Below are 23,784 nucleotides of genomic sequence, written 5' to 3' on the forward strand. Positions count from 1 at the left end.
TTATACATCTGAACATTTCTTGTTGTATATCAGAATAACGAATAAATAATGCCCGTATTTACTAGGTTTTTCTCTAGGGTATTCTCCACGGTCTTTACCCATACGTTTACCACGGAAAAAAGCCCCGAAAAATATACACGTGACTGATTTGATCGTCGGATCGGTCATTCTCTAGAATTTTGCCCCCCTACGGTCACGATCAGAGATAAAACGGATAAAACGAATAAAACGCATGACGAATTCTAGAAGCGGTTTCAACGATCAGAGATTGAACGGATAAAACGGATAAAACGATTGAACGAAACAACGATTCGTTCCGAATGATCGAACAGAGATAAAACGAATAGAACGGATAAAACGATAGTACGAACAACGAAAAAAGCCGACCCGTAAAACGGAATCGGCTTCTATTGGTTAATCAATTTTATTTTTGGGTATCTAATCAGTGATCCGAACTAAATGGTCGGGAGAACATCCACAGCGGATCGTAGATCGTTAATATCGAGTTGAGTATAAACGTCCATCGTTAATGCTATCGTCGAATGTCTTGCAAGCCGTTGTGCTTTTGCGGGATGCACATTTCCTTTTGCTAGATTACTGATGAATGTATAACGTAATGAGTGGAAGTCTAGACTTCCCGTTTTCGTCTCATACGGTATTCCAGCCCGTTTCAGGTCACGCTTCAACAGCTTACCGCCCATTCGTTTTTCCGCCCACGAACCCGGAAATAGCTTATCTGTTTTCAATTGATCGATATACGTTCTTAGATGGACGCACAACGAATCGGATAGCGGCAGTACCGCTTCTTCTCCGTTCTTCGTATTCGAAGCCTTACAACGAACCGTCTTAGTCGTTAAATCGAAATCGTGTATCGTTAACGATGCGATCTCTTTTGCCCGCAATCCTGTTGAGATCGCTAGACGGTAAAGCATGATGCGATCAGAAGAACGGAAATGCCAATCGTTTCCACGATAACATTTACAAACCTTTTGGGTATCTGATACCAAACGTTTGAACTCATCATCGGTTATCGGTCTTCTCACCTTCCGTCTATCCGCTTTCGAATTCTGACCACGCAATCCGATAAACGGATCGGAAGTCAGATACCGTTCACGGAGAAGCCAGCCCGTAAAGCATTTGACGGCTCGAACGTAATGGTTGATCGTTCCTGTTGAGATACCCAAAAGGTTCATTTGTTGAAGACTAGAACGAACTTCGTTCACGTTGAGATCGTTCAATCGTTTTATCGTTTTATCCGTTTTATCTTTTTGTCCGTTCTCTTTTGATCGTTGGTTCGTTTTATCCGTTTTATCCGTTTTATCTCTTGAAGCCGATTTCGTTGTTCGTCGGATCGTTTTATTCGTTTTATCCATTTTATCTTTTTTCGATCCACCGAAGAACAGTTTCCGTAAACGGCTTTCGCAAAGACGAATGTATTCTTCGGAATTGCCTTTTGCGGTCAGGTAGACAATATATTCGTCTAGAACATCGGTTAACGGCTTGTTCCGTTTGTCGTCTTGTACCGTATATCCGATTGAACGTTTATGGTCGGCTTCAGATTGTAATCGTCTCAGAAGACTCTCAGACGTTTTACGATCTTCGGTAAGCGGTATTTGCTTCGTTGTTCCGTCAAACGTTTTTAATGTTCCGTAGAACCGTTTGGACGGGATTGTTTGTTTAATCGCTCCCAGTTCGTTTTTCGAACATCTTTTACCGTTATTGACATACTTTACGCTGTTCTTTTTCCAGACTCTCATTAGATCGTTCTCCGTCAGTTTGACAGTTAGAACGACCATCGTTTCCGTTTTTGTCCGCACAGTATTTGCACGAAGCCGCACGAAAAGCCATGCGGACAGGCAATATGCCAACGAAAAAACGTCCTACCGACAGGGCAGGACGTTTGACGTAAAAGCCTAATTCATAAGCGTTTAAGCGGAGAGAACGGGATTCGAACCCGTGAAGAGTCTTTCGACCCTTACCGGATTAGCAATCCGGCGCTTTCGGCCTCTCAGCCATCTCTCCGAGAGAGCGCATTCTAGCGATCTGGTGTATGTCTTTGCAAGGCTTGGATTTGTAGTGAAATCACGAATTATGAATGTTGACAGATTCATTGAATTCTATTGATTTCGGCTTATTGAACGTCAAAACATGACTAATCATTGAAATTTTTGGGATTACTCTCCTGACACTGGAATCTTTAGGGTGTTCAGTCAGGTTCATCAATCTTAGCATGGCCTGAACGTAATACGACCCTTGCCAGCGTTCTGAAGATCGATCAGTTTTTCTTGCTGCTGGTCAGAAACTCTACGAATCACGAGTTCTTCTCACGGTTTGATCAATGGTCAGCCCGGAAATTCCACCATATTATTTTAACCGGGAAGGAAAAGGGGACATTCACTGATGTGATTGCTCTCAATGATCCAGTGGAAAAATCGGCATCGGCTGTGGTAACAAAATCTAAAAGTTGATATGGAACCAGCAACTCGGACGCGACATCATCATCATCACGGCCAGCCAAAATGATTCTGACTGACTTCATTTGCGTCTGTGTAATATGAGTGTCGTTGTGCTTGAATTCCGGATAGCCTCGCGAGATCAGTTGAACAGTCCAGCCATCGGCTCCGACCATGGCGAGTGGTTTGGGGGCGAACATCGCAGCGGTTGCGGTGTTTTTTGAGTCGATCTTCAGGATTGGCCACAATTCCTGAGAGACCAGAATGCTATGCTTCAGTGTTTCCCGCTCTTCCAATGTGGTTGGCGGAACCCAAGGATGGCATTTCGTATTGAAATCGTGAGTCTTTCGCTACCAGTTGGGGAGTGCTAAGGAGTCTTGTGCGAACATTGAGGATGAGTATCCCGTAATAATTGTTTTCAACATCCAATGCTGAGATTTCATGAAGCAAGAATACATGGGGATCTCTCCCTGGTTTCGATTTCATTTCAAAGTGGTCCTTTATCAGTAGCATGCGATTGATTCACTTCCGCAGCTGACACACAAAAAGCAGCGTTTTGGCAGAGAAACTTCGCAGCATTGCCTTCACTTCCAGATGCGTTTTATACTGCTCTCATGAATGATCTGAATGAACCAACCGATGAGAATTACGACTTTATGCATGCCGCTCAAGTGGGCGAAGTGGGTGAAGGAAAAGGAATCAGTCTGCGTTTAAATGGGCATGTGATCGGGCTGTTTCATTCGAATGGCAAACATTTTGCAATCAGCGATTTCTGCCCACATCAGGGGGCACAATTAACCGGCGGCTATGTGGAAGATGGTGTTGTGATGTGCCCCTGGCATGCCTGGAAATTTCGCTTGTGCGATGGAGCCTGGGCCGATTCTCCAAAATCTCCTTTACGCTGCCCAACCTATCCGGTGCGAATCCTTGGTGAAGAAATCCAGATTGGGATCCCCCGAGATCAATAATATATGTGCATGGCAGACTATCAACCTGTCATTTGTCGAGTTGTCCAATAGCGGTAATGCAGTCTGTTCTCTTGCTTTACTGGATTTACGACTTTAAAAAGTGACAGAATCGTAATTGCCCAATGACGGAATTCTCAGAATCGACACTCATCAAGATTGGTGGCAGCCTGCTGGAATGGCTTGAGTTTCCCGTTCGTTTATCGCAATTTCTTGATGGCATCCCTTCACCAATTCTGATTGTTGGTGGTGGAAAAACGACTGACGTCGTGCGTCGCTGGGACGAACTCTATCAATTGGGGGAAGAGGCGTCCCATCGTCTGGCTATTGCATCTCTGGACTTGACTGCCAGACTCCTCTTCCAGCTACTTCCCAACAGTCAGCTCTGCGACTCTTCAATCTCTTGTCTAAACCTGCTCAATTACAAAAAGATTCCCATCATTCTACCTGGTCAGTGGATTGCGACACTCGAGCCGGACTCAACAACCCGACTTCCGCATCATTGGCAGACAACGAGCGATTCTATCGCACTCTGGTTGAGTGCCGAGCTAGGGATCTCGAGATTGATGTTACTCAAGTCGGTCGACCTGCCGGAAATATGGGACTGGAATGAAATTGCGGAGCTGGAATTGATCGATGCCGAATTCCCTCGATTATTAAAGCGATTGAATTTCAACCCAAGTATCAGCTGGGAGAATTTACGATCATACGATCAGAGCTAATTCACTATACCATTGGTCGAACAGTTGTAGGTCTGCTCCACGAACTGGCAAGACATCGATGCGAGCCGTCAAAGGCAATTCCGTTTGAGCAAGCTCGGGCCGGTCGTTACAAATCCCCGACATAGCGGAGCGAAAGACCTTTGAAATCGCCACACGAACTGTTCGAAACCAAAACCCGTGCATTTCAAAACTGAATCCACTATGTACGATTCTGGAGTTGATTGATGATCGTTTGCAGTCATTCCCGGTCATCCATGCCTTCCACAATTCACTTTCAAAATAATGCCACTTGCTGAGTACAGCTGGAATTAACAAGTACGACTCATTTTAGCATGACAGGCATTAGACCATTTCCAAATGGTATCTGCAGTCGCATGGACATCAAATGTCCTAAAAACGATGTGTTTGCTCCTGCTGATCGCTGCAGGTAATTTTTGAATTTGCTCTAGAAAAGATTTCCCAGAATTGACGGACTTGAGTCATTCCCTGAATTCTTTCCGTATCGATCCGGTATGCATAGAATTCCTCTTCAGGACTCAGAGGATCTTGAGATTCGATTTGCTGGGTCAGCACTCTTCCATCTGCATCAGAAATCGAATTCCTTTGCAGGCTGCGTTTCTCTAGCCTGCGGCGTAACTCAGCCTCAGAGGCAGTACAGGATAGAATAGCAAATGGAATCTTGCTGTCTTTCACCAGATTCAAAAAGGGAACTCGATATTGTTCTTTAAGAAAGGTCGCGTCAACAATGACTGAATGACCCGAGTTTAGAATCGTTTGGGATAATTCTAATAGCCGTGTGTAAGTTTTGTTGTTGTGATCTTGCGAATACAGTCTGACTGCAGACTCATTTTGATAACTGTCAGGCGACTTTCGTTTCCTCTCGACATCAGAACGTATGCGAATCGCACCACTGAATTCTGCCAGTGACTGTGAAATGGAAGATTTACCACTGGCGGACAATCCGTGCATGATGACCAATCTGGGAGAGAATGGCTGACTGAAAGCAGCTGCGAGATTCAAGTATTTCGTGCAGAGTTGAGCCGATGGAGAATGGACATCATCCTCGTGATTTTGCGATAGTCGAATGCGGTTGACTTTGGCCCGAACCATGGCGCGGTAAACCATGTAAAAGCGGAGAATCTGAATGCCATCGTAGTCTCCGGTGTGTTCCAGATAATTATTTAAGAGGCGATTTGCCAGATTGGGACGATCATTCGCCTCAAGATCCATCAGGCAAAAAGCCAGGTCATTGATCACATCGATCCAGCGAAGATGGGGATTAAATTCAATTCCATCGAAGATTTCAACCTGATGATTCCTCCAGATAATATTATTCAAATGGAGATCGCCATGACATTCACGAACCATACCGTCCCTCTTTCGCTTCTTAAAGACTGATTCGGATGTCTTCAATGAGTCAGCTGTCCATTGTCGAAGTGAGACAACTTTCGCGTCCCACTGTAAATAGGGAGAGTTCGGTTCAAATACCTCAAAATTATTAATAGCTGCCTGGGAGATGCTATTAAAACCGCCGTAGTCATCCTGGCTCTGGGCTTGTTTGGTTTCGCGGTGAAAGGCTGCAATTTTCTGACTGAGTGCGTCAACTTGAGTTTCGGACAATTCTCCTGCGTTGATCAAATGACTGAATAACGCGGACTGCGGAAACTGGTGCATTTTCACCGCCCATTCAACCGTTTCTCCACGACCCTCAAACTTATAATGGTCAACGCATCTGGTGATTGGGACGACTTTAATATACAGATCTTGAGTTAGACGGCTATTGAGAACAATTTCCTGTTCGCAAAAGAATTTTCGTTTCTCTAGCGAAGAAAAATCGAGAAACCCCAGATCCACTGGTCGCTTGATTTTATAAGCGTATTCTCCTGTCAGGATGACCCAGGCGGAATGGGTTTCGATCAATTGCAGATCTTCAACAGGGTGCTCAAATGCATCAGCGTCGAGTAGAGCGTGGATGTTGAGCATTTCGCATCCTTTCTATGGGGCTCATCATTTATGTAGCAGTATGTCTGCAATATTTTAATCAACTGTTAGTCGAATCATAAACAGCAGTCTCAACTAAAGAGGTCTGATGAATAAGGGAAGCGTTTATCGGTGCTGCATCAATGCTCTTGAAACTTGTATCGCTGATGTCGGAAATTAAATGTTAGAACAAAGGGTTCAGCAGGTCACACAGTTAACAGGGAATACCGTCACTGCAGGACAGGTAGTCTTTATCCATTCCCCATTTCTGCTGAACCCTTTGAATCGATGTAAGAATGGCATTTTAATCCTGAGAAGTAAATCGGATCATTCTTTCGAGTCTCATAATATTTACCAGCCACTGCCGTTGACCGTAGCCTCCATAATAGAGATTATGATCAGTCTGAGACGCCACAACTATCATTGAAGTCGTATTCTTTGTGTAGTGACTTTTGCCACACGGATAAAATCGCACTCTCTGCATACTATTCATTTACTGCCCTTGTCTGACCACACTTCAAAGAACTCTCAGGAGAGTCAATGAACAACCCCGCTGATAAGAACGCGGATTCTTTTTCTTTGTTGCGTCGTACTTTTGCTGATGATCAGCCGAATGTGCAATGGTTGCTGCAGAGTCTGGATCGATCCGCGTTCGGGATCCTGATTATTGATCCTCATTTACCAGGATGTCCGATTATCTATGCGAATCAGTCAGTTATTGAAATGTCCGGTTTTGGCTTAGAGGAGTTACTGAATCATTCTCCGGATTCACTTTGGGGCAATGATCAGGAACAGCACGGGATTAAAACTCTGCTCTGGGCGATTGATAATGGACGTGAATGTCGAGTGGTCTTACGTAATTATCGCAAAGATGGTCGGCTGTTCTGGAATGAGATTACCTTGATTCCTGTGCGGGATCAGAATCTGAAAATTAAATGTTTCATTCAGATTTTGAGTGATGTTTCTAATTATGAGAAAACAAGAACTGAGAAGGAAATCGTTGAGGATACGTTGAGGTCCATCCTTAATTCTGCAGAAGACGCGATCATTACGATTAACGATCGTGGAATCATTCAGGATTTGAACTTGGCGGCTAAAGCAATTTTTGGGTATCAGCCCGAGGAATTATTAGGACAAAATATCAATATCCTCATGCCTTCTCCCTATCACGAAGAACACGACGGATACCTGAGAAATTTTCTCGAAACCGGTATTACCAAGGTGATTGGAGTTGGGCGGGAAGTCATCGCCAAACGGAAAAATGGAAGCGTATTCCCAGCTGAAATTGCCATCAATCAGGTAGATCACAAACGTCTTTTCACAGGAATTGTCAGAGATTTAACAGAGAGAAAACGCAGCGAGGAACTCCTCAGAAAAGAGCATGATTTAAATCAGAAAATTATTTCAACAAGCCGAAGTATTATTCTCATGCTCGACCCAAATAAAAAAATCCTGCAATTCAACTCGTGCTTTGAGCAATTGACAGGACGTCTACTCAAAGATTCCAAGAATAAAGATTTTGGCGAACTGTTTATCCATGCAACTGATCATCAACATTTTCAAACTAGCTTCACCAATGCGATTTCCGGGCAGTCGACAAGGGAATTGTGTCCAATCTTGTTAACTCAGACAGGAGAACGATTGATTGTGGAGTGGGAAACGGTGCCAATGACATCCCGCACAGGGATGGTAGTTGCCTTGCTTTGTACCGGCGTTAATGTGACAGAGCAGAGGAGACTGGAAAGAGAAGTTCTTGAAATTGCCACAGAGGAACAGCGACGAATTGGTCAGGACCTTCACGACGTTGTCGGACAGGAATTAACAGGCATGGCGATGCTGGCAGAGAGCCTGGCGGTTTCACTTCAGGGAGCCGATGCGAAGCAATTGCAATTGGCACAAAAAATTGCACGTGGTACAAGCGAAGCTCTCAGAAAGGTTCGGCTATTAAGTAAAGGACTCAATCCGGTTGATATTGATGCCGCGGGTTTGATGGCTGCGTTAAATTCAATCTCTTCGAGAATAAGGGAAAATCACAAAATCAGTTGTGAATTCAAGTGCCCATCTCCTGTCTTTCTCGAAGACAATATCGTTGCTAATCAGTTGTACCGAATTGCTGAGGAAGCCACTACAAATGCTATTAAACATGCTCAGGCTACGTATATCGTGATTGAGCTTCTCCAGACTGAAGAGAATATCATTCTCATGATTCAAGATGATGGGATTGGACTGCAGGAAAGTGAGGGAAGCGGACTGGGGCTCAGGATTATGCGATACAGGGCAAATCGTATGGGAGGTGGGCTTAGTTTTGAGGGATCGGAATTTGGCGGTACACTGGTTAAGTGCATAATTTCCGCAGCATCAATGAAAGATAAGAATGTATAATGATGCATAAAAAGAAAATTGCAATAATTGACGATCATCCTGCCGTTCGAGACGGCCTGGCGACACGGATCTCCCTGGAAAAGGATCTGGAGGTTTGCGGAGAGGCGGAGGATGTTGCAGATGGTCTGGAATTAATTATTCGGACTCAGCCTCATCTGGCCATTGTGGATATTTCATTGAAAACAGGAAACGGACTCGACCTCATTGAGAAAGCGAAAACGGAAAATGAGTTCGTTCGATTTCTCGTCTGGTCGATGTACGAGGAAGATCTATATGCAGATCGAGCCCTGCGTGCTGGTGCCCGGGGATACATTAATAAGCAGGCTGCGACCGATAATATTATTGATGCCATTCGAGCCGTGCTCGATGACAAGATCTATCTTTCAACAGAAATGTCATCCGTATTGCTACATCGTATCGTCATGGGGCAATCAGGATTGCAAAGTCGACCGGAAGAAGCTTTGTCGAATCGAGAACTTCAGGTTTATGAGCAAATCGGTTTGGGGAAAACGACTTTACAGATCGCTGATGCCATGAATTTGAGTCCCAGCACGATTGAAACGTATCGTGCACGGATTAAACAAAAGCTCGACTGTCATTCCATGTCCGAGTTGATTCGCCAGGCTTCTCAATGGGTTTTGGAACGAACTTGATAAAAACCGATCTGAGCAATCCAGCAATGCTCTTGATCCACAGTTGTCTTTGGGCCAGATGATAATGCTCGCTTTGTGCGAACACAATTATCGATTTCTTCATCGCCATTGCTTGTGGCGAATTTCCCGACAAACAGACGCCTGTTTCCAAGACAGCCAGAATTTAACTGGCTCGCTAACTTATATTCAGTGAGGAATACTGCCGCTTCAAAAGAGCCGAAACTGATCAATTTTAACAATGAGGAATGTCATGGAAGCATGGAGGAATCATTTCGACAAAAAAGAGTCTCTTTCGAACTGTGTTCCGGGGCGTCGAGCTAACAGCGTACGCACTTTAATTGTTGGCGGACGAGAATTGAGTGTCCAGATACCTGAGGATTCACTCGACTTAACGGTCAGTGGCACGGTAAGCAGTTACTATCAGAAGCAAATGGCACTTAAGTTGATATTTTTAGAAAATTCTCATCGAACTATTATCGATCGCATTGCAGTGGATCGGAAACCACATGTGCTGAAAGGAGCTGGACATGAATAATAATCGTATCCAAGAGGAAGTCCCCCAATCATTTCACCATGAAGAAATTCATGAAGCCATCAACGAATTGAAAACATTCTGGGATGAGGTGAATCAGTACGGGCAAGGACCAAAGTATGAAGAGATGAGTTTAAAACTGTCTCAATTTCGAAGCTTACTCGCAAATCACTTTGTTGAGGAGCAATTCTTTTTGCTATCATTAATCAAGCGAGGAGCTCGTATCAATCAGGCACAATATGGTCAGATTCTGGAGGAGCATACCGTTTTTCTGGAACGTCTGGCAGATGATATCGAGCGTCTGGAATCGGGGACTCACCGATTCCGAAACTGGGCTTCCGTCTGGGATGAGTTTGATGACATTATTGATCAAATTGCAGTACACGAAGTTGCAGAGCAGGACATGATTACCGCTGCAGTTGAATTTCAGGACGAACAAATTCAACGGCAATAATAGCCTTCGTCAACTATGTTATTTGGAGATGAAAGTCGGTATTTGGTATTTTGCATAGCCTCTTAAGCGATTCCAGGCTGATCAGCTGTCGGAGAATTTATCCAGTGGGAATAAAAGCTGGAACTGTATAAACAATTATCATATGTTCAAGGGAGTAAAGCAGTGAGTAAATCCATTTGCGGTCGTCGTGTCCTGTTTCTTGCTGGTTTTACGGCACTACTCTTATTGTATACAACGATCACGCATTGTGAAGAAAATCCTCCTTCAGACAGACGAGAAACAAAATCTAATGAGGATAAAGCGGAACTGGCTGAAGAAGAACAGGAAAAAGAGCTTCATCGCTTTATGATTGCAAAATTGAAAGCCTCAGTCGATATTCTGGAAGGGCTCACGACCGAAAACTATCCACTCATAAAACATGGTGCCACGAAACTCAACCAAATGAGCACGGCTGAAAAGTGGAGATATTCTAACGATACTATTTACCGTCAGTTCAGTTCCGAATTCCAACGAACGACTCAGGATATGATTGAGGCTGCCAACGAAAAGAATCTAGATAAATCGACATTGAAATGGATGGACGTCACCGTGAAGTGCATTGAGTGTCATCGCCATGTTAGAGCCATGCTGATTGTCGCAGAGTAAAGAGGCAGGATCATAGCATTAAGGAGTGGTCAGTATGCATTTCTGTTTTCGGAAATAAAAAGTTCGCTACCCGTCTGTTTGGCAGGTTAAAAGCAAGAGAGTCTTTCTATTTAAATCAATAGAGATAGGGCAGGAATCTCCATCGGGATTTTTTGAATTGTTCGTATTCCTGAAATCGTTCCTGCATGAATATTTCTTCATAACGAGCTTTGAAATTCAAGACACTGACAAGAGCAAACCACATAAGCAGCCTCCAGTAAGGAGCTTCAAAATTTAAGGTGCTCCCTGTGAGGAATAACAGACCGGTATACATCGGATGCAGTAATATTCGATAAGGTCCCGTTGTGACAAGTTTGGCATTGGGATGAGGATCGGGTCCAACTGAAAGGTTATGAAGTTTCATGATCGCAATTGACCAGAGGAAAAGTATGAAACCAGAAATCATGCCCAGTCCATTCCAGATTGTTAGTTTTGGCAACGGAGTCGACAAAACAATTACCGAGGACAATCCAAACTGCAATATGACCAGCATATGAATTTTCCAATCCCAATTTTTCATGTGTATTTATTTTCTATTCAAATTGAATGCTTTACGACAATCTGAGCCCACACAAACAGGAGTAGAAACATGGTTCCAATACGCTCGCTGGCCGTTAACAGTCAATACGCATTGATCACACTTTGCGGACTGCTGATGGTATCTCCACTCCATTCCAGTGAACCTCTCAAGAAGACGAAAGAATCATCTGGTCTTCGTCCTTTGTCAGAAAACTCCTCAGATGAAGATGTAGAATTACGTCGAAGCTTCATGAGAGCTAAATTGAAAGCCTCGTCTGATATTTTAGAAGGACTCAGTAATGAGGATTTTCTTCTGATCGGCAGTGGAGCAGAGAAGTTATATAAAATGAGTACCGTCGAAAAATGGCTGTACTCAGATGATGAGGAATATCGCCAATATACGAATGAATTTCAACGCGACGCACTCGGGCTGGTGGAAACGGCCAAAGAAGGCAAACTCGATAAATCGACACTGAAATGGATGGAGTTGACAATGAAGTGTATTGAATGCCATCGCCATATTCGTGAAAACTAGGCGAAGAATAAATTGGTCAATCGTACCGAATACTGATGATGAAAGAATCCGAACGATGAAATTCCTACTTGCTCACGATGGATCAGAGGCTGCTCTGGCGAATGAAGACTTTCTAATCAACATCACAGATTCAAACAGAGCGATCGCTGAAATCGTATCCGTCATTTATCCACCACATTATGGGAGTTTCGGTTACGAAAGCATGTTCATCGCCGCTGAAATGCATGAATCTATGCGGAAAGAGGCTGCTCTTGCTCTGGAGAATTCAACGACAAAGTTTAATGAAGCCAATTGGCAGCAGAGCTCTCACCTCGTTGAAGGGCTGCCTGCACAAGAAATTATTGCCAATTCAAAATCGTTAAACGCGGATGTGATTGCCGTCGGTTCGCAGCGTAAATCTGGCTTTGAAAAATTTCTACTGGGTAGTGTGTCCTCCAAAATTGTCAGGCATGCCGAATGTACGGTTATGATACACCGTGGTTCTACTCAACCTGCAGGAGAAAAACTGCGGATCCTGCTTGCTTATGATGGTTCTGACGACTCGAAAAAGGCTGTTGAGTTCCTGAAAAGTTATCCCTGGAAAAGTGAGATCGAAGTGCTGATAGTTCGCGTCATCGAACTGGTCGAAGCCTTCAATATGGATGCGATTCAACATGCCTCGGCTGGCTGGGATGACGAAGTTCAAGCCAGTCAACAGGCGATAGAATCTGTCAAAGTCGATTTAGAAGCAACGGCCGCTTCCGTGGAGACGCAACTTCATCAAAGCCAGAAAGTCGCAGAAGAACTGCTCCAGACCAGTGACGTCTGGAAGCCGGATCTGATTGTGATGGGACATCAGGGGCACGGGGCCGTAGCACAGTATCTACTCGGAAGTGTCGCGTATCGCGTTGCGGAACACGCACTCTGTTCTGTGATCATCGTCCGTTAATCAGGTGTGAGTTCTCCTTGTTAAACTCATACACAAACAGGAAATGTCCATGAAGATTCTGCTTGCCTACGATGGATCGGAACAGTCTAAAGCCGCAGGGAAGTTTCTGAGGAGATTCTTTTATCCTACGAGTGATCCCATTGAAATCGTTTGCGTGATTGATGCCCTGCGAGATCACAGTTGTCGTGTATTATCAGATCTTCAGAACGAGGCTGACCTCAAGCTGGAAGCGATCCAAAGAGAATTCCAGGTTGAAGACTGGAATGTGGAAACGAAGCGACATGAAGGAGAGATATCCAAGACGCTGATGAAGGAAGCCGAGGTGGGAGGGGCCACACTTCTGGTCGCTGGAGACCGGGGCCTTGGCAAGATCGATTCTCTGCTGTTGGGAAATGTGTCCAGTCATCTTGTCAAGCAGGCAAACTGCTCGGTGCTGATCGCAAAGAAATTTCCTGAAGTCGATTCCAGGGAAGTTGTGCGAATCCTGTTTCCCTACGATGGATCCCGAGCCGCAGAGTCTGCAGTGCAGTGGATTGAGTCGACTAACTGGCGGATCCCCGTCGAGTTAATGCTCCTCAATGTGATGGAGTCTCAGACTGACCATATGAAAAAAATGGCGATAGCGAATGCCACCTATGGTGAACTCGACGCTTTAAGGATACGGCTCGACAAAGAAATGACAACAAAATTACGTCGTGTAGAAACGGAAGTAATTGAAGACGACAATATTGATAAAACCATCCTGAATGCTGCCGTGACCTGGAACGCCGATTTAATTTTGCTTGGCCATCATGGACATAATAAGTTAATCGAACATATGCTCGGTAGCACAGCTTATCATATCGCCGAACATGCTTCCTGTTCCGTGTTAGTGATCAGGTGAATGTTGAAGTTCTATAGCCGTTTCCATGAATGTGCAGCGGGTGAATGACTGGAAAAATAGGACTCAAACCATCAATAGCCACTCCAGTAAACTGCAAACTGCAGTAATGATACTGTCTCAAAAAGATGAAACGCGGTTGATTGTAAAGTGAAATCTAAGAAATGACACGCTGTTTGACAGGGATGAATGATTGAAAGACCATCAATAATGGATCAATTATCGTTTGGCAGAAACCTCTCTGAAAAGATGATGTCCAAGATTATCTCAATGGGAGAACCTAAAACCGTCGCCGGAAATTGCTGTTTGTTCCGGGAGGGAGAGTATCACAACTCCGTCTATCTGATTGTCAAAGGGAATGTCTTATTGGACACGTTTGTGCAAGGGCGAAAATTTATCGAATTGTTAACCTTGAGTGATGGAGAATTTCTGGGATGTTCCCCAATTATTTCAACTCGACCGATGTCACTACGAGCAACGACGCTGACAGAGACTCAGCTGATTGTTTTTCAGGCAGATGAGTTAAAAGACTATTGCGAAATTGACCATGATTTCGGATACCAGTTTATGAAAGAGATCGCCTGCATATTTGCTCGTCGATTAATGGCCACTCGGCTACAGCTGCTTGATCTGTTTCTCCCTCCAGACGTCGATTCTGCTGTGAAACCTAAAGTCACCTGAAGCAGAGTGCAATTCTCTTATCACTTAGTTTTATCTCAGACTTAATTTCATGAACGACTTTCAATATTTTCGCATGGATCAGTTCCCCGACCTTTTAAGGCAATTGATGCATTCGGGCTATCGAGTGATTGCTCCGACCATTGATCAGGAAGCCATCGTCTATGCTGAAATTCAATCGATTGATGACATGCCACGCGGATACACTGATGAACAGAAACCGGGATATTATCGACTTCAACATACAGGGAATCAGCGATTCTTCGACTATGCCGTTGGCCCACACTCCTGGAAGAGATATCTGTTTCCTCCATTGCAGTTGATCTCAACATCGATCAAGTCTCAGGATGGATGGGTTTTCGAAGATCATGTCGACGAAGGCGAATCCTATGCGTTTCTGGGAGTTCGAGCCTGCGAACTGGCAGCGATGCGTATTCAGGATCGAGTGTTTCTGGAGGGGGCATACGTTGACAAAAACTATCAGAATCGACGAAAAGCTTCATTCATCGTAGCCGTTAACTGTGCCGTGCCTTCTGCGAATTGCTTTTGCACCTCGATGAATACAGGACCTAAGTGCAAGTCGGGATTTGATATTGCGTTGACGGAACTGTCCGATGGATTCCTGATAGAGATTGGTAGTTCACATGGAAATGAAATTGTGACGCCGTTGGGATTTCCGACTGCGACTGAGGAACAACTTTCTGAGTCAGAGTCGATCTCTGATCACGCTACAGAACAAATAAAAAAAACAATGGACACAACCGATTTGCGAAATCGGTTAATGGGTCAACTTGAGCATTCCCACTGGAAAGATGTTGCGAATCGTTGTCTCTCCTGCACAAATTGCACGATGGTATGCCCGACCTGTTTTTGCAGTCATGTTGAAGAAGTTCCTGATTTGAATCAGGAACGAGTCGATCGTCGTAAAACCTGGGACTCCTGTTTCAATCCTGGTTTCAGCAAGTTGCATGGAACACCTGTCAGAAACGATACACGTAGTCGATATCGACAATGGCTTACCCATAAACTGGCGACCTGGCACGATCAATTTGGTGAATCTGGTTGTGTTGGCTGTGGTCGATGTATCACCTGGTGTCCTGTCGGTATCGATTTGACGGCGGAAGTCGCAGCCCTTTGTGAGGAGGAACCATGAATCGGGAGGCATCGGTTCCGACTTCCAACTCTGCCTGGAAACTTCATGAAATTCGTTTGGTCTCAAGAAAGAAGGAAATACCAATCGTCGAGACTTTTGAATTTTCTTTCGTCGATTCCGCGGTTGGACAGCAATACGCCGCAAGACCTGGGCAGTTCAATATGCTTTATATTCCTGGATATGGAGAAGCAGCAATTTCTACAAGTGGATTATCGCAAAATACCGGAAACATCGTGCATACGATTCGTCAGGCTGGTAATGTCACCAATGCGATTTTCAGATTGGAGTTAGGGCAAACACTCGGGTGTCGAGGACCGTATGGAAACGGTTGGCCGTTACGGGATTTGGAGGAGAAGCACCTCATTCTGATTGGTGGAGGCATTGGAATGGCACCACTGCGTTCTGTTATTGAATCATTGAGACAATCGCGGTGTAGTTTTTCGAAAGTGACCATACTCATAGGTGGACGCAGTCCGGACTCTCTCTTGTATTCAGCAGAATATGATCAGTGGCGGTCTTCAGGCTTTGAAGTTCTGACCACAGTCGATCACTCGACAACCGGTTGGCAGGGAAATATTGGAGTTGTGCCGAGTTTACTGGACCACATCGAGCTCTCAGATCCCAACGCCGCCATCGTGATGTGCTGTGGCCCCGAAGTGATGATGAATTATTCTGCTCTTGCGGCAATCGAACGAGGAATTCCTGAAGATCAGATTTTCTTCAGTCTTGAGCGTCATATGAATTGTGCGATCGGACATTGTGGGCGATGCCAATTAGGGTCCTACTTTCTTTGTACGAATGGACCGGTTTTCCGGTATAATCAAGTCAAAGAATTAATGAAGATTCCAGAACTCTGAATCGAGGAGAATCGATGCCGGAAAAATTAAGGCTGGGAATCTTCAAATTCGCCTCATGCGATGGATGTCAGCTTTCACTACTTAATGCGGAAGAAGAATTGCTGGAACTGGCTGAGTTGGTCGAGTTTGCGCACTTTCCAGAAGCGAGCAGTCGTATCGACTCCGGACCTTATGATCTGGTTTTGATTGAGGGATCGATTTCGACTCCTGAAGACCTGGATCGTATCCAACAGATTCGTAGGCAAACAGACACACTTGTCACGATTGGAGCCTGTGCAACAGCAGGAGGGATTCAGGCGTTACGCAATGGAGCCAATCATGACGAGTTTATGAAACTGGTCTACCCACATCCCGAGTATTTACAATCACTGGCAACGTCAACTCCAATCTCCAACCACGTTTCCGTTGATTTTGAATTGAGAGGTTGTCCCGTCGACACCGGGCAACTTTTGCAAATCATTTCCGATAAACTTCACCATCGCAAATTCAGCGTGCCAGATCACTCCGTCTGTCGGGACTGCAAACTGCAAAATATCGTATGCGTGAGTGTCGCTCGGGGAATCCCCTGCCTGGGGCCGCTCACGCAAGCTGGATGCGGAGCCATTTGTCCTCGATTTCATCGTGGCTGTTATGGCTGCTTCGGGCCTTGTCATCAAACGAATACAGATGGCTTAACAGATTGGCTGATTAAAGACGGGCACGCATCAGCTGAGTTGATTCCACTCTTTCTGAACGTGAACGCAGAAGCTCCAGAATTTGCACGGACAGGTGCACAACTTAAGAGGCAAGACTCGGCCGAAGGAGAGTCTGATGAGTGAGTCTCGCACAATTCGTGTTGGCGCCCTGACGCGTGTTGAGGGAGAAGGGGCACTGCATGTCAGCTTGAACAACAATGTCATCGATCGTGTTGAGTTGAATATCTATGAATCTCCGCGGTTTTTCGAAGCCTTTTTGCGGGGCCGCCCTCTGGAAGATGTCCCTGACTTAACTGCCAGAATTTGTGGAATCTGCCCTGTGGCCTATCAAATGAGTTCCGCATGTGCGATTGAGGCAGCTCTCGAAATTGAGATCCCAACCGAAATTCATCAACTTCGGAAGTTGCTCTACTGTGGAGAATGGATTGAAAGCCATTGCCTGCATATGCATTTGTTGCAGGCTCCTGATTTCTTTGGCTACTCCAGTGGACTGGAATTGGGAAAACACTTTCCTGACGAAATTAAACGGGGGCTCAGACTCAAGAAAATTGGTAATCAGATTCTCGAAGTCCTGGGGGGACGTTCGGTTCATCCTGTCAATGTCTGCATTGGAGGGTTTTATCGCACGCCTGCTCTCGACGAGTTGCAGAGTTTGATTCCTGAGCTGGAATGGGGACTTCAGGCAGCGATTGAGACGACTCATTGGATTTCCGGCTTCAACTTTCCAGACTTTGTATGCAATTACGATTTGATCTCGATTAGCAACTCGAGTGAATATCCCTGGTTTGGAGATACCATGGGCTCAAGCAAAGGAGAGTCGTTCGATGTGAAAGAGTACGAGCAGGTGATCTGTGAATATCAGGTTCCGCATTCAACGGCCTTGCAGGCTCATAAAATAGAAAGTCAAACAAGTTGTCTGTTCGGACCGCTGGCTCGCATCAACCACAGTCGAGACAATTTCCACCCCAATGCTCGCGAACTTGCAGATCGTGTGAATATCCAATGGCCCTGTAACAATCCGTTTCAATCGATACTGGCACGTGGTTTGGAAGTCGTGCATGCATTCGAAGAAGCACTGGAGATCTGCAGGAACTATCAACGACCATCCGAATCGCGAATACCCTATCAACCACGAGCCGCAGTTGGCATGGCCGCGACAGAAGCTCCTCGCGGCACTTTGTTTCACCGTTATGAAATTGACGATGCTGGCCTGATTCAACATGCGACGATTATTCCTCCGACATCACAAAATCAGAAACAAATTGAAAACGACTTAAGGGATTATCTTCCCCCCTTACTATCGATGGAAGATGATCAGGTGGCTCAGGCATGTGAGCGATTGATTCGATCCTACGATCCCTGCATCAGTTGTGCGACTCATTTCCTTAAACTCTCGATTGAACGTGTGGAGTAATGAAAAGTCGCGAAAAATAAACATAGTGATTTGAGAAAATGTAATGAGTGAAATTCGGAAACAATCTCGACAACCGACTATGCTGATCGCTGGACTTGGAAGTTCACATGGGGATGATCAGTTCGGCTGGGAGGTCATCGATCGGCTGCAAGGGTGTGATGTGCGACTGAAGAAAATCACACATTCACAGGCTTTGCTCAATCATCTTGATACGATTACACACCTGATCATTTGCGATGCCAATTCTGAAACCTCTCATGAGCCTGGCGAAATCGCCTGCTACACCTGGCCTCAATTACCGGAACTGCAACGAATTCCTGCCAGTTCCCATGCTTCCAGTCTGACCGGGACACTGGAATTGGCTACGGAAACATTTCCGGATTTGATGAAGATTCATATCTGGACGGTGACAGGCAAGAACTGGGAACCGCTCAGTTCCATGAGCCCCCAGGTCTTATCAGCAGCCAAGGATGTTGCCGAGTTACTGCAGCGTAATGAAATTGAACCTCACACTCGGGGATTACAAAATCCTCAATTCAATAGAGTAGGTGAGTTTGATGCATGAGTATTCAGTCGTTCGTTCATTGCTACGGCAGGTTCAAGAAATTGCTCGATCAAACGGGGGAGGAGCGATTGAAATGATTCGACTCGCTGTAGGAGAGTTTTCCGGGGTCGAGTGCACTCTGGTTGAGTTAGCGTTTCGTGATCTGGCCCCCGAGAAAATCGGACGACAGGCTAAATTGGAAATCCAAAAAATTCCTCTTGAGGCAAAATGTGAGAATTGCCAGCAGAAGATCATCATTACGAATTATCAGTTTTGTTGTCCACGATGTAATTCACAACAGGTCCGGATTACTGCCGGAGATGAATTAACAATTATCGATATTGAATTGCGTGAAGTTGGAGTGAATGCATGAATCAGACAATTACCGTAAACCGCGATCTGAAAGCTGATCTTAAAGAACAAGCGAATCGGTTTCGCCAACGAATGTCAGATCAGGGAACACTCGTTGTAAACCTTGTTTCATCGCCCGGAGCCGGGAAAACCAGTCTGCTTCAAAGAACGGCCACGAAAATCGGGGATGAGTATCGCCTGGCTGTGCTTGTTGGCGATTTGGCCACTGATCGTGATGCAGAACGGCTCAAGCCTTACGTTCCGGTACAGCAATTAACCACAGGGGGAGCATGCCACCTGGAAATCCCGCTGGTGGAAAGTGGATATGAGCGTTTGAATCAATCGGATCTCGATATTCTGTTCATAGAAAATGTGGGAAATTTAGTATGTCCAGCCTCCCACGATTTGGGTGAACATCTGCGGGTAACGCTTCTGAGTGTGACAGAGGGAGATGACAAGCCAGGAAAGTACCCGAAGATGTTTCGAACCAGTCAGGCAATGGTCATTACGAAATCTGATCTGCTGCCGTATGTTCCTTTTGACGTTTCCTCAGCTGTTGAGGATGCTCGGAGAATTCAACCTGAACTGGACTTTTTGACGACCAGTTCACAAACCCTGGCTGGAGTTGACGAATGGTGTGAATTCCTGGTCCGTCAACTTCGTAAGATTCAGAAATAATTAAATAAGCAACATCGATGTTATCTCCTGATTCAACACTTCAGAACGTTGTCGCTCATCGAATCATCCTGAATGGAATCGTTCAGGGGATCGGGATGCGCCCAGCCGTTGCTCGATTAGCTCAAATGCATCATCTGAGTGGCTCTGTGAGTAACCAACTGACTGGTTTGTTGATCGTGGTTGAAGGATCACCGTCAGATGTGGATGAATTTCGCGATCAGCTTTCTTCACATTTCCCGACAGACGCAAAGATTACAAGTCGTCAGGAAATCAAATGTGAAGCAACCGGAAATACGGAGTTCCGCATTCTTGAAAGTATTGCAACCGGCCGGTTAGAGACAATTCTTCCAGCTGACTTGGCAACATGTGACCAATGTCAACACGAATACTCGTCGCCGGATGATGCCCGATATCGCTATCCGATGATTTCCTGTACCAGTTGCGGGCCGCGGTATTCGATTATTAAACGGATGCCTTTTGAGCGAGAGCAATCGAGTCTGAAAGATTATGATCTCTGCGTCAATTGCCGAGAGGATTATACGAATTCATCTTCACGTCGTTTCCATGCACAGACAATTGCCTGTCAAGATTGCGGCCCGAAATACTGGTACGAAAAATCAGGACAATTTGTCGAACTTAATTATGATATGATGATTCAACTTGCGGTAGAGGATATCAAGAGAGGAGACATTGTCGGTTTATGTGGTGTAGGCGGTTACCAGTTACTGGTGGATGGTACGAATTTAGCTGCTGTTCAACGATTACGACAGAGAAAGAAGAGGGAATCGAAACCTTTTGCGGTCATGGTTCAATCGCTCAATGCAGCCGAACACCTTGCCAGTTTGAATCAGATTGAACGGGAGATATTGGCGGATAGCCGTAATCCGATTGTTTTGTTGAATCAACTCGCCAGGAACAGATTGGCTCGAGAGGTGACAGGTCCTGTAGGGACAATAGGCGTGATGCTTCCGACCACTCCTGTCCACCAGGAATTGTGTCGTCTTGTGAATGTCCCGTTGATCGTGACAAGCGGAAATGTCGAAGGCAAGCCAATCGAGAGCGTCCCGTCCAAGGCTCGGTCGGAACTGGCTGATATCGCTGATTGTTTTCTCCATCACAATCGAGAAATTGTCAGGCCGATTGACGATAGCGTCGTTCGTATTGCCAGCGGACAACAGGTCACCATCCGTTGCGGTCGTGGGCTATCCCCTTTGAAACTCCCGATTTCTACCCAGATGCAAATCCTCGCTGTTGGCGGAGAACAAAAGAATGCAATCGCGTTCTCGAATGGATCTCAATCAATTTTGAGCCCTCATATTGGTGATCTCAATACACTGGAAAACCGAACATACTTCGAACAGCAAATTGCAGAACTGCAGACTCTGTATCAAATGGATCCCGAATACATCGTTCACGATCTTCACCAGGAATATTATTCCACCAAATGGGCGACTCGTCAGGGGAAGCCGCTCATCGGTGTTCAACATCATCATGCGCACATTGTTTCAGGAATGCTTGAGCATAATTTGTTAGACGAGAACGTTTTAGGGCTTGCTTTTGATGGAACCGGGCTGGGAGATGATGCAACGGTCTGGGGAGGTGAATTCCTGCTGACCACTGCAGTTGACTACATCCGGGTTGGAAATATCGCCCCTTTCTCACTTCCGGGGGGGGACGCTGCAATTCTCAGTCCCTGGCGTATTGCGATTTCGTTGCTGGAATCGGCAATGGAAGCAGAAGCCGCAAGTAAGATTGGACGTCAGATATTCCCTGACAATAGTGCAGAGAATATCCTTCAAATAACAGGCAGACAACATCTTTCACCGCGGACTTCGAGTATGGGACGTTTGTTCGATGGAATCACTGCACTGATCACTCGTCGTACGGAATCGAGCTATGAAGGTCAGTTTCCCATGATTCTGGAAGCCTTAGCTCAGAATTGTGATTCCGTACAGACACCTTATCGATTTAAGGTATCTACTGTTGATCACAGAATTCAACTCGAATGGAAAACTGCGATTCGACAAATCGTACATGATATTGACGCAGGCACTGCACCTGCGGTTATCGCTTGTCGATTTCATCGTGGACTGGTTCAGGGAATTCGAAAAATGTGTCGTCTTTTCCCCGACTATCCTATCGTACTCTCAGGAGGTTGTTTTCAGAATCGAATCTTACTGGAGACATTGCGTAGAGAACTGGAACAGGATCATCGGAATGTTTTTTGTCCTGTCTCTATTCCGCTGAATGACGCAGGCCTGGCAGCGGGTCAATTAGCAATAGCGGTCGCGAGACTGACTCGAAATGCAGATCACAATTCGGTAGGAGCAGTCTAATGTGCCTGGGAATTCCTGGACGTGTGACTCGCTGGCTAGACCAGGATCCACTATTTGCGAAAGCGGAGGTTGACTTCGGTGGTCTGAAAAAGGTCTGTCATTTCGCCTGCGTTCCTGATGCAGAGATTGGAGATTTTGTGATTGTCCATGCCGGGATCGCGATCACACAAATCTCCGCAGAGCAAGCAGCACTCATCGAGACCGATCTTTCAGGTCTCGATCCCTCGGACAAAATTCAAGAGGAAGGAACAAGCGGATGAAGTATCTGACGGAATATCGAAATCCGCAAACAGCCAGGAATCTCGTATCTGAAATTCGAAAACAGGCGACGCAGCGCTGGCGGATTATGGAGGTCTGCGGCGGGCAGACTCATAATCTACTCAAGTACGGTATTGAATCTGAATTGACTGGCGTGGTGGAATTGATTCACGGCCCCGGATGCCCGGTATGCGTCACACCGGCTGAGATCATCGACATCGCACAACAGATTTCTCTGCAGCCATCGACCATACTGACTACATTTGGGGATATGCTTCGAGTTCCCGGAACTGCACAGTCGTTGAATCAAACCCGAGCGAGCGGCGGTGATGTGCGGATAGTTTACAGCCCGGTTGATGCCGTAGAACTCGCACGCCTGAATCCGGATCTGGATGTCGTATTTCTGGGCGTGGGTTTTGAAACGACCGCTCCTTCAACGGCGTTGGCAGTCCTGCAGGCGGAACAATTACGACTGGATAATTTCAGCGTTCTGGTTTCCCATGTTCGTGTTTTGCCTGCGATGCGAATCATACTTGAATCTTCAAAGTCGCGTTTGCAGGGATTCCTGGCTGCCGGTCACGTTTGCACCATTACGGGCCTGGAAGAGTATCAGGATTTAGTGGATACCTATGAAGTACCTGTCGTCATCACAGGCTTTGAACCGATTGATCTGCTACAGGGAATTCAGTCATGCGTGCATATGCTGGAGCAAGGAAAACCTCGGCTACTGAACTGCTATCCCCGATCGGTGAAGCATGGTGGTAATGTCAATGCCATGAAATTGATTGACGAAGTTTATCAAATCGTTGATCAATCCTGGAGGGGAATTGGAATCATTCCCGCAGGCGGTCTCTCATTGAAACCAAACTATCGAAAATATGACGCCTGGAGTCGCTTTGTTGGGAGTCGTTCTCCAGTCAATCAGAACGAAACGGTATGCCAGAGTGCGGAAGTGTTACAAGGGCTTATCAAGCCGCCGGAATGCAGTGCCTATGGAAAGTCATGCAAACCCGCCCACCCACTCGGGGCGCCGATGGTCTCCTCGGAAGGAGCCTGTGCTGCTTATTACCGTTACCGAATTAACAACGAGCCCCAGTCAGAAAAGGCTCCATTGATCGATGGATAATGGACTT

The 23,784-nt window shown here is 45.7% G+C and carries 26 protein-coding genes and 1 tRNA gene; 21 read left to right on the top strand and 6 right to left on the bottom strand.

Translation table 11 applies throughout. The features are described from left to right. Positions 1-455: 455 nt before the first annotated feature. The 3 genes from Pan54_RS01755 to Pan54_RS01765 all read right to left on the bottom strand — a co-directional run bounded on the left by Pan54_RS01755 (position 456) and on the right by Pan54_RS01765 (position 2,701). Positions 456-1,757: a tyrosine-type recombinase/integrase gene (locus Pan54_RS01755; protein WP_165441528.1), complete on the bottom strand. Its 1,302-nt coding sequence runs from the start codon at positions 1,755-1,757 to the stop codon at positions 456-458. Between the two features lie 176 nt (positions 1,758-1,933). Further along, a tRNA-Ser gene (locus Pan54_RS01760) sits at positions 1,934-2,022 on the bottom strand. Between the two features lie 313 nt (positions 2,023-2,335). Beyond that, the gene (locus Pan54_RS01765) at positions 2,336-2,701 is read right to left on the bottom strand and encodes a hypothetical protein (protein ID WP_146501862.1); all 366 of its coding nucleotides are present in this window, start codon (positions 2,699-2,701) and stop codon (positions 2,336-2,338) included. 330 nt (positions 2,702-3,031) lie between these two features. Between Pan54_RS01765 and Pan54_RS01770 the strand changes: the two genes are divergently transcribed. Both Pan54_RS01770 and Pan54_RS01775 read left to right on the top strand, forming a co-directional pair. Next, positions 3,032-3,421 carry a Rieske (2Fe-2S) protein gene (locus Pan54_RS01770; RefSeq protein WP_242631192.1) on the top strand — a complete coding sequence of 130 codons (390 nt, stop codon included), beginning with the start codon at positions 3,032-3,034 and terminating at the stop codon, positions 3,419-3,421. Between the two features lie 122 nt (positions 3,422-3,543). Further along, positions 3,544-4,140: an amino acid kinase family protein gene (locus tag Pan54_RS01775; RefSeq protein ID WP_146501863.1), complete on the top strand. Its 597-nt coding sequence runs from the start codon at positions 3,544-3,546 to the stop codon at positions 4,138-4,140. Here Pan54_RS01775 and Pan54_RS26195 read toward each other — a convergent pair. Together Pan54_RS26195 and Pan54_RS01785 are read right to left on the bottom strand one after the other, a co-directional pair. Beyond that, on the bottom strand, positions 4,123-4,392 hold the full coding sequence (locus tag Pan54_RS26195) for a hypothetical protein (RefSeq protein WP_146506278.1): 270 nt from the start codon (positions 4,390-4,392) through the stop codon (positions 4,123-4,125). The two genes, Pan54_RS01775 and Pan54_RS26195, sit on opposite strands and share 18 nt — an antisense overlap. 138 nt (positions 4,393-4,530) lie before the next feature. Further along, the gene (locus Pan54_RS01785; RefSeq protein WP_146501864.1) at positions 4,531-6,123 is read right to left on the bottom strand and encodes a bifunctional aminoglycoside phosphotransferase/ATP-binding protein; all 1,593 of its coding nucleotides are present in this window, start codon (positions 6,121-6,123) and stop codon (positions 4,531-4,533) included. Positions 6,124-6,660: 537 nt separating this feature from the next. Between Pan54_RS01785 and Pan54_RS01790 the strand changes: the two genes are divergently transcribed. From Pan54_RS01790 to Pan54_RS01810, 5 genes are all read left to right on the top strand, one after another. Continuing rightward, complete coding sequence (locus tag Pan54_RS01790) at positions 6,661-8,502, top strand: sensor histidine kinase (protein WP_146501865.1); 1,842 nt, start codon at positions 6,661-6,663, stop codon at positions 8,500-8,502. Further along, positions 8,502-9,155: a response regulator transcription factor gene (locus Pan54_RS01795; RefSeq protein ID WP_207310021.1), complete on the top strand. Its 654-nt coding sequence runs from the start codon at positions 8,502-8,504 to the stop codon at positions 9,153-9,155. The genes Pan54_RS01790 and Pan54_RS01795 overlap by 1 nt, the downstream gene beginning before the upstream one ends. A 250-nt stretch (positions 9,156-9,405) precedes the next feature. Further along, positions 9,406-9,690 carry a hypothetical protein gene (locus Pan54_RS01800; protein ID WP_146501866.1) on the top strand — a complete coding sequence of 95 codons (285 nt, stop codon included), beginning with the start codon at positions 9,406-9,408 and terminating at the stop codon, positions 9,688-9,690. Beyond that, positions 9,683-10,141: a hypothetical protein gene (locus Pan54_RS01805; RefSeq protein ID WP_146501867.1), complete on the top strand. Its 459-nt coding sequence runs from the start codon at positions 9,683-9,685 to the stop codon at positions 10,139-10,141. Before Pan54_RS01800 ends, Pan54_RS01805 begins: the two co-directional genes overlap by 8 nt. A gap of 162 nt (positions 10,142-10,303) precedes the next feature. Beyond that, a complete protein-coding gene (locus Pan54_RS01810; RefSeq protein ID WP_146501868.1) occupies positions 10,304-10,786 on the top strand; it encodes a hypothetical protein in 483 nt (160 codons plus the stop codon). Between the two features lie 115 nt (positions 10,787-10,901). Here the strand turns inward: Pan54_RS01810 and Pan54_RS01815 are convergent, their stop codons facing one another. After that, a complete protein-coding gene (locus Pan54_RS01815) occupies positions 10,902-11,345 on the bottom strand; it encodes a methyltransferase family protein (protein WP_146501869.1) in 444 nt (147 codons plus the stop codon). Between the two features lie 69 nt (positions 11,346-11,414). Here Pan54_RS01815 and Pan54_RS01820 point away from each other — a divergent pair, with 69 nt between their 5' ends. The 14 genes from Pan54_RS01820 (at position 11,415) to hypD (ending at position 23,777) form a co-directional block, all read left to right on the top strand. Beyond that, on the top strand, positions 11,415-11,879 hold the full coding sequence (locus Pan54_RS01820; RefSeq protein ID WP_146501870.1) for a cytochrome c: 465 nt from the start codon (positions 11,415-11,417) through the stop codon (positions 11,877-11,879). A 55-nt stretch (positions 11,880-11,934) separates the two neighbouring features. Next, on the top strand, positions 11,935-12,807 hold the full coding sequence (locus Pan54_RS01825) for a universal stress protein (RefSeq protein ID WP_146501871.1): 873 nt from the start codon (positions 11,935-11,937) through the stop codon (positions 12,805-12,807). Between the two features lie 49 nt (positions 12,808-12,856). Next, positions 12,857-13,690, top strand: coding sequence for a universal stress protein (locus tag Pan54_RS01830; protein ID WP_165441529.1), 834 nt, complete (start codon positions 12,857-12,859; stop codon positions 13,688-13,690). 207 nt (positions 13,691-13,897) lie between these two features. Then, positions 13,898-14,368: a Crp/Fnr family transcriptional regulator gene (locus tag Pan54_RS01835; protein WP_165441530.1), complete on the top strand. Its 471-nt coding sequence runs from the start codon at positions 13,898-13,900 to the stop codon at positions 14,366-14,368. Positions 14,369-14,417: 49 nt separating this feature from the next. Further along, the gene (locus Pan54_RS01840) at positions 14,418-15,518 is read left to right on the top strand and encodes a 4Fe-4S dicluster domain-containing protein (protein ID WP_146501874.1); all 1,101 of its coding nucleotides are present in this window, start codon (positions 14,418-14,420) and stop codon (positions 15,516-15,518) included. Then, entirely contained in the window at positions 15,515-16,375 is an 861-nt protein-coding gene (locus tag Pan54_RS01845) for an FAD/NAD(P)-binding protein (protein ID WP_146501875.1), read from the top strand. Before Pan54_RS01840 ends, Pan54_RS01845 begins: the two co-directional genes overlap by 4 nt. A 14-nt stretch (positions 16,376-16,389) precedes the next feature. Further along, positions 16,390-17,193 carry an NADH-quinone oxidoreductase subunit B family protein gene (locus Pan54_RS01850; RefSeq protein ID WP_146501876.1) on the top strand — a complete coding sequence of 268 codons (804 nt, stop codon included), beginning with the start codon at positions 16,390-16,392 and terminating at the stop codon, positions 17,191-17,193. Beyond that, positions 17,186-18,484 carry a Ni/Fe hydrogenase subunit alpha gene (locus tag Pan54_RS01855; RefSeq protein ID WP_146501877.1) on the top strand — a complete coding sequence of 433 codons (1,299 nt, stop codon included), beginning with the start codon at positions 17,186-17,188 and terminating at the stop codon, positions 18,482-18,484. Before Pan54_RS01850 ends, Pan54_RS01855 begins: the two co-directional genes overlap by 8 nt. Positions 18,485-18,527: 43 nt before the next feature. After that, entirely contained in the window at positions 18,528-19,049 is a 522-nt protein-coding gene (locus tag Pan54_RS01860) for a hydrogenase maturation protease (RefSeq protein WP_146501878.1), read from the top strand. Continuing rightward, complete coding sequence (locus Pan54_RS01865) at positions 19,042-19,401, top strand: hydrogenase maturation nickel metallochaperone HypA/HybF (RefSeq protein WP_146501879.1); 360 nt, start codon at positions 19,042-19,044, stop codon at positions 19,399-19,401. Before Pan54_RS01860 ends, Pan54_RS01865 begins: the two co-directional genes overlap by 8 nt. Then, positions 19,398-20,057: a hydrogenase nickel incorporation protein HypB gene (hypB, locus tag Pan54_RS01870; protein ID WP_146501880.1), complete on the top strand. Its 660-nt coding sequence runs from the start codon at positions 19,398-19,400 to the stop codon at positions 20,055-20,057. Before Pan54_RS01865 ends, hypB begins: the two co-directional genes overlap by 4 nt. A gap of 17 nt (positions 20,058-20,074) precedes the next feature. Next, positions 20,075-22,393, top strand: coding sequence for a carbamoyltransferase HypF (gene hypF / locus Pan54_RS01875; RefSeq protein ID WP_146501881.1), 2,319 nt, complete (start codon positions 20,075-20,077; stop codon positions 22,391-22,393). Continuing rightward, positions 22,393-22,653, top strand: a complete 261-nt coding sequence (locus tag Pan54_RS01880; RefSeq protein WP_146501882.1) for a HypC/HybG/HupF family hydrogenase formation chaperone — start codon at positions 22,393-22,395, stop codon at positions 22,651-22,653. The genes hypF and Pan54_RS01880 overlap by 1 nt, the downstream gene beginning before the upstream one ends. Then, positions 22,650-23,777: a hydrogenase formation protein HypD gene (gene hypD / locus Pan54_RS01885; RefSeq protein WP_146501883.1), complete on the top strand. Its 1,128-nt coding sequence runs from the start codon at positions 22,650-22,652 to the stop codon at positions 23,775-23,777. Before Pan54_RS01880 ends, hypD begins: the two co-directional genes overlap by 4 nt. The last annotated feature ends 7 nt before the right edge of the window (positions 23,778-23,784 follow it).

This window comes from Rubinisphaera italica (genome assembly GCF_007859715.1).
GTDB lineage: Bacteria > Planctomycetota > Planctomycetia > Planctomycetales > Planctomycetaceae > Rubinisphaera > Rubinisphaera italica.

What these genes read in the sequence shown, in the direction of transcription:
- hypF (WP_146501881.1), top strand. Translation starts at nt 20,075, where the DNA reads ATGTTATCTCCTGATTCAACACTTCAGAACGTTGTCGCTCATCGAATC.
- hypD (WP_146501883.1), top strand. Translation starts at nt 22,650, where the DNA reads ATGAAGTATCTGACGGAATATCGAAATCCGCAAACAGCCAGGAATCTC.
- Pan54_RS01865 (WP_146501879.1), top strand. Translation starts at nt 19,042, where the DNA reads ATGCATGAGTATTCAGTCGTTCGTTCATTGCTACGGCAGGTTCAAGAA.
- Pan54_RS26195 (WP_146506278.1), bottom strand. Translation starts at nt 4,392, where the DNA reads ATGACCGGGAATGACTGCAAACGATCATCAATCAACTCCAGAATCGTA.
- Pan54_RS01835 (WP_165441530.1), top strand. Translation starts at nt 13,898, where the DNA reads ATGGATCAATTATCGTTTGGCAGAAACCTCTCTGAAAAGATGATGTCC.
- Pan54_RS01775 (WP_146501863.1), top strand. Translation starts at nt 3,544, where the DNA reads ATGACGGAATTCTCAGAATCGACACTCATCAAGATTGGTGGCAGCCTG.
- Pan54_RS01800 (WP_146501866.1), top strand. Translation starts at nt 9,406, where the DNA reads ATGGAAGCATGGAGGAATCATTTCGACAAAAAAGAGTCTCTTTCGAAC.
- Pan54_RS01830 (WP_165441529.1), top strand. Translation starts at nt 12,857, where the DNA reads ATGAAGATTCTGCTTGCCTACGATGGATCGGAACAGTCTAAAGCCGCA.
- Pan54_RS01820 (WP_146501870.1), top strand. Translation starts at nt 11,415, where the DNA reads ATGGTTCCAATACGCTCGCTGGCCGTTAACAGTCAATACGCATTGATC.
- Pan54_RS01880 (WP_146501882.1), top strand. Translation starts at nt 22,393, where the DNA reads ATGTGCCTGGGAATTCCTGGACGTGTGACTCGCTGGCTAGACCAGGAT.
- Pan54_RS01860 (WP_146501878.1), top strand. Translation starts at nt 18,528, where the DNA reads ATGAGTGAAATTCGGAAACAATCTCGACAACCGACTATGCTGATCGCT.
- Pan54_RS01790 (WP_146501865.1), top strand. Translation starts at nt 6,661, where the DNA reads ATGAACAACCCCGCTGATAAGAACGCGGATTCTTTTTCTTTGTTGCGT.
- Pan54_RS01805 (WP_146501867.1), top strand. Translation starts at nt 9,683, where the DNA reads ATGAATAATAATCGTATCCAAGAGGAAGTCCCCCAATCATTTCACCAT.
- hypB (WP_146501880.1), top strand. Translation starts at nt 19,398, where the DNA reads ATGAATCAGACAATTACCGTAAACCGCGATCTGAAAGCTGATCTTAAA.
- Pan54_RS01755 (WP_165441528.1), bottom strand. Translation starts at nt 1,757, where the DNA reads ATGAGAGTCTGGAAAAAGAACAGCGTAAAGTATGTCAATAACGGTAAA.
- Pan54_RS01855 (WP_146501877.1), top strand. Translation starts at nt 17,186, where the DNA reads ATGAGTGAGTCTCGCACAATTCGTGTTGGCGCCCTGACGCGTGTTGAG.
- Pan54_RS01840 (WP_146501874.1), top strand. Translation starts at nt 14,418, where the DNA reads ATGAACGACTTTCAATATTTTCGCATGGATCAGTTCCCCGACCTTTTA.
- Pan54_RS01850 (WP_146501876.1), top strand. Translation starts at nt 16,390, where the DNA reads ATGCCGGAAAAATTAAGGCTGGGAATCTTCAAATTCGCCTCATGCGAT.
- Pan54_RS01825 (WP_146501871.1), top strand. Translation starts at nt 11,935, where the DNA reads ATGAAATTCCTACTTGCTCACGATGGATCAGAGGCTGCTCTGGCGAAT.
- Pan54_RS01815 (WP_146501869.1), bottom strand. Translation starts at nt 11,345, where the DNA reads ATGAAAAATTGGGATTGGAAAATTCATATGCTGGTCATATTGCAGTTT.
- Pan54_RS01785 (WP_146501864.1), bottom strand. Translation starts at nt 6,123, where the DNA reads ATGCTCAACATCCACGCTCTACTCGACGCTGATGCATTTGAGCACCCT.
- Pan54_RS01795 (WP_207310021.1), top strand. Translation starts at nt 8,502, where the DNA reads ATGATGCATAAAAAGAAAATTGCAATAATTGACGATCATCCTGCCGTT.
- Pan54_RS01845 (WP_146501875.1), top strand. Translation starts at nt 15,515, where the DNA reads ATGAATCGGGAGGCATCGGTTCCGACTTCCAACTCTGCCTGGAAACTT.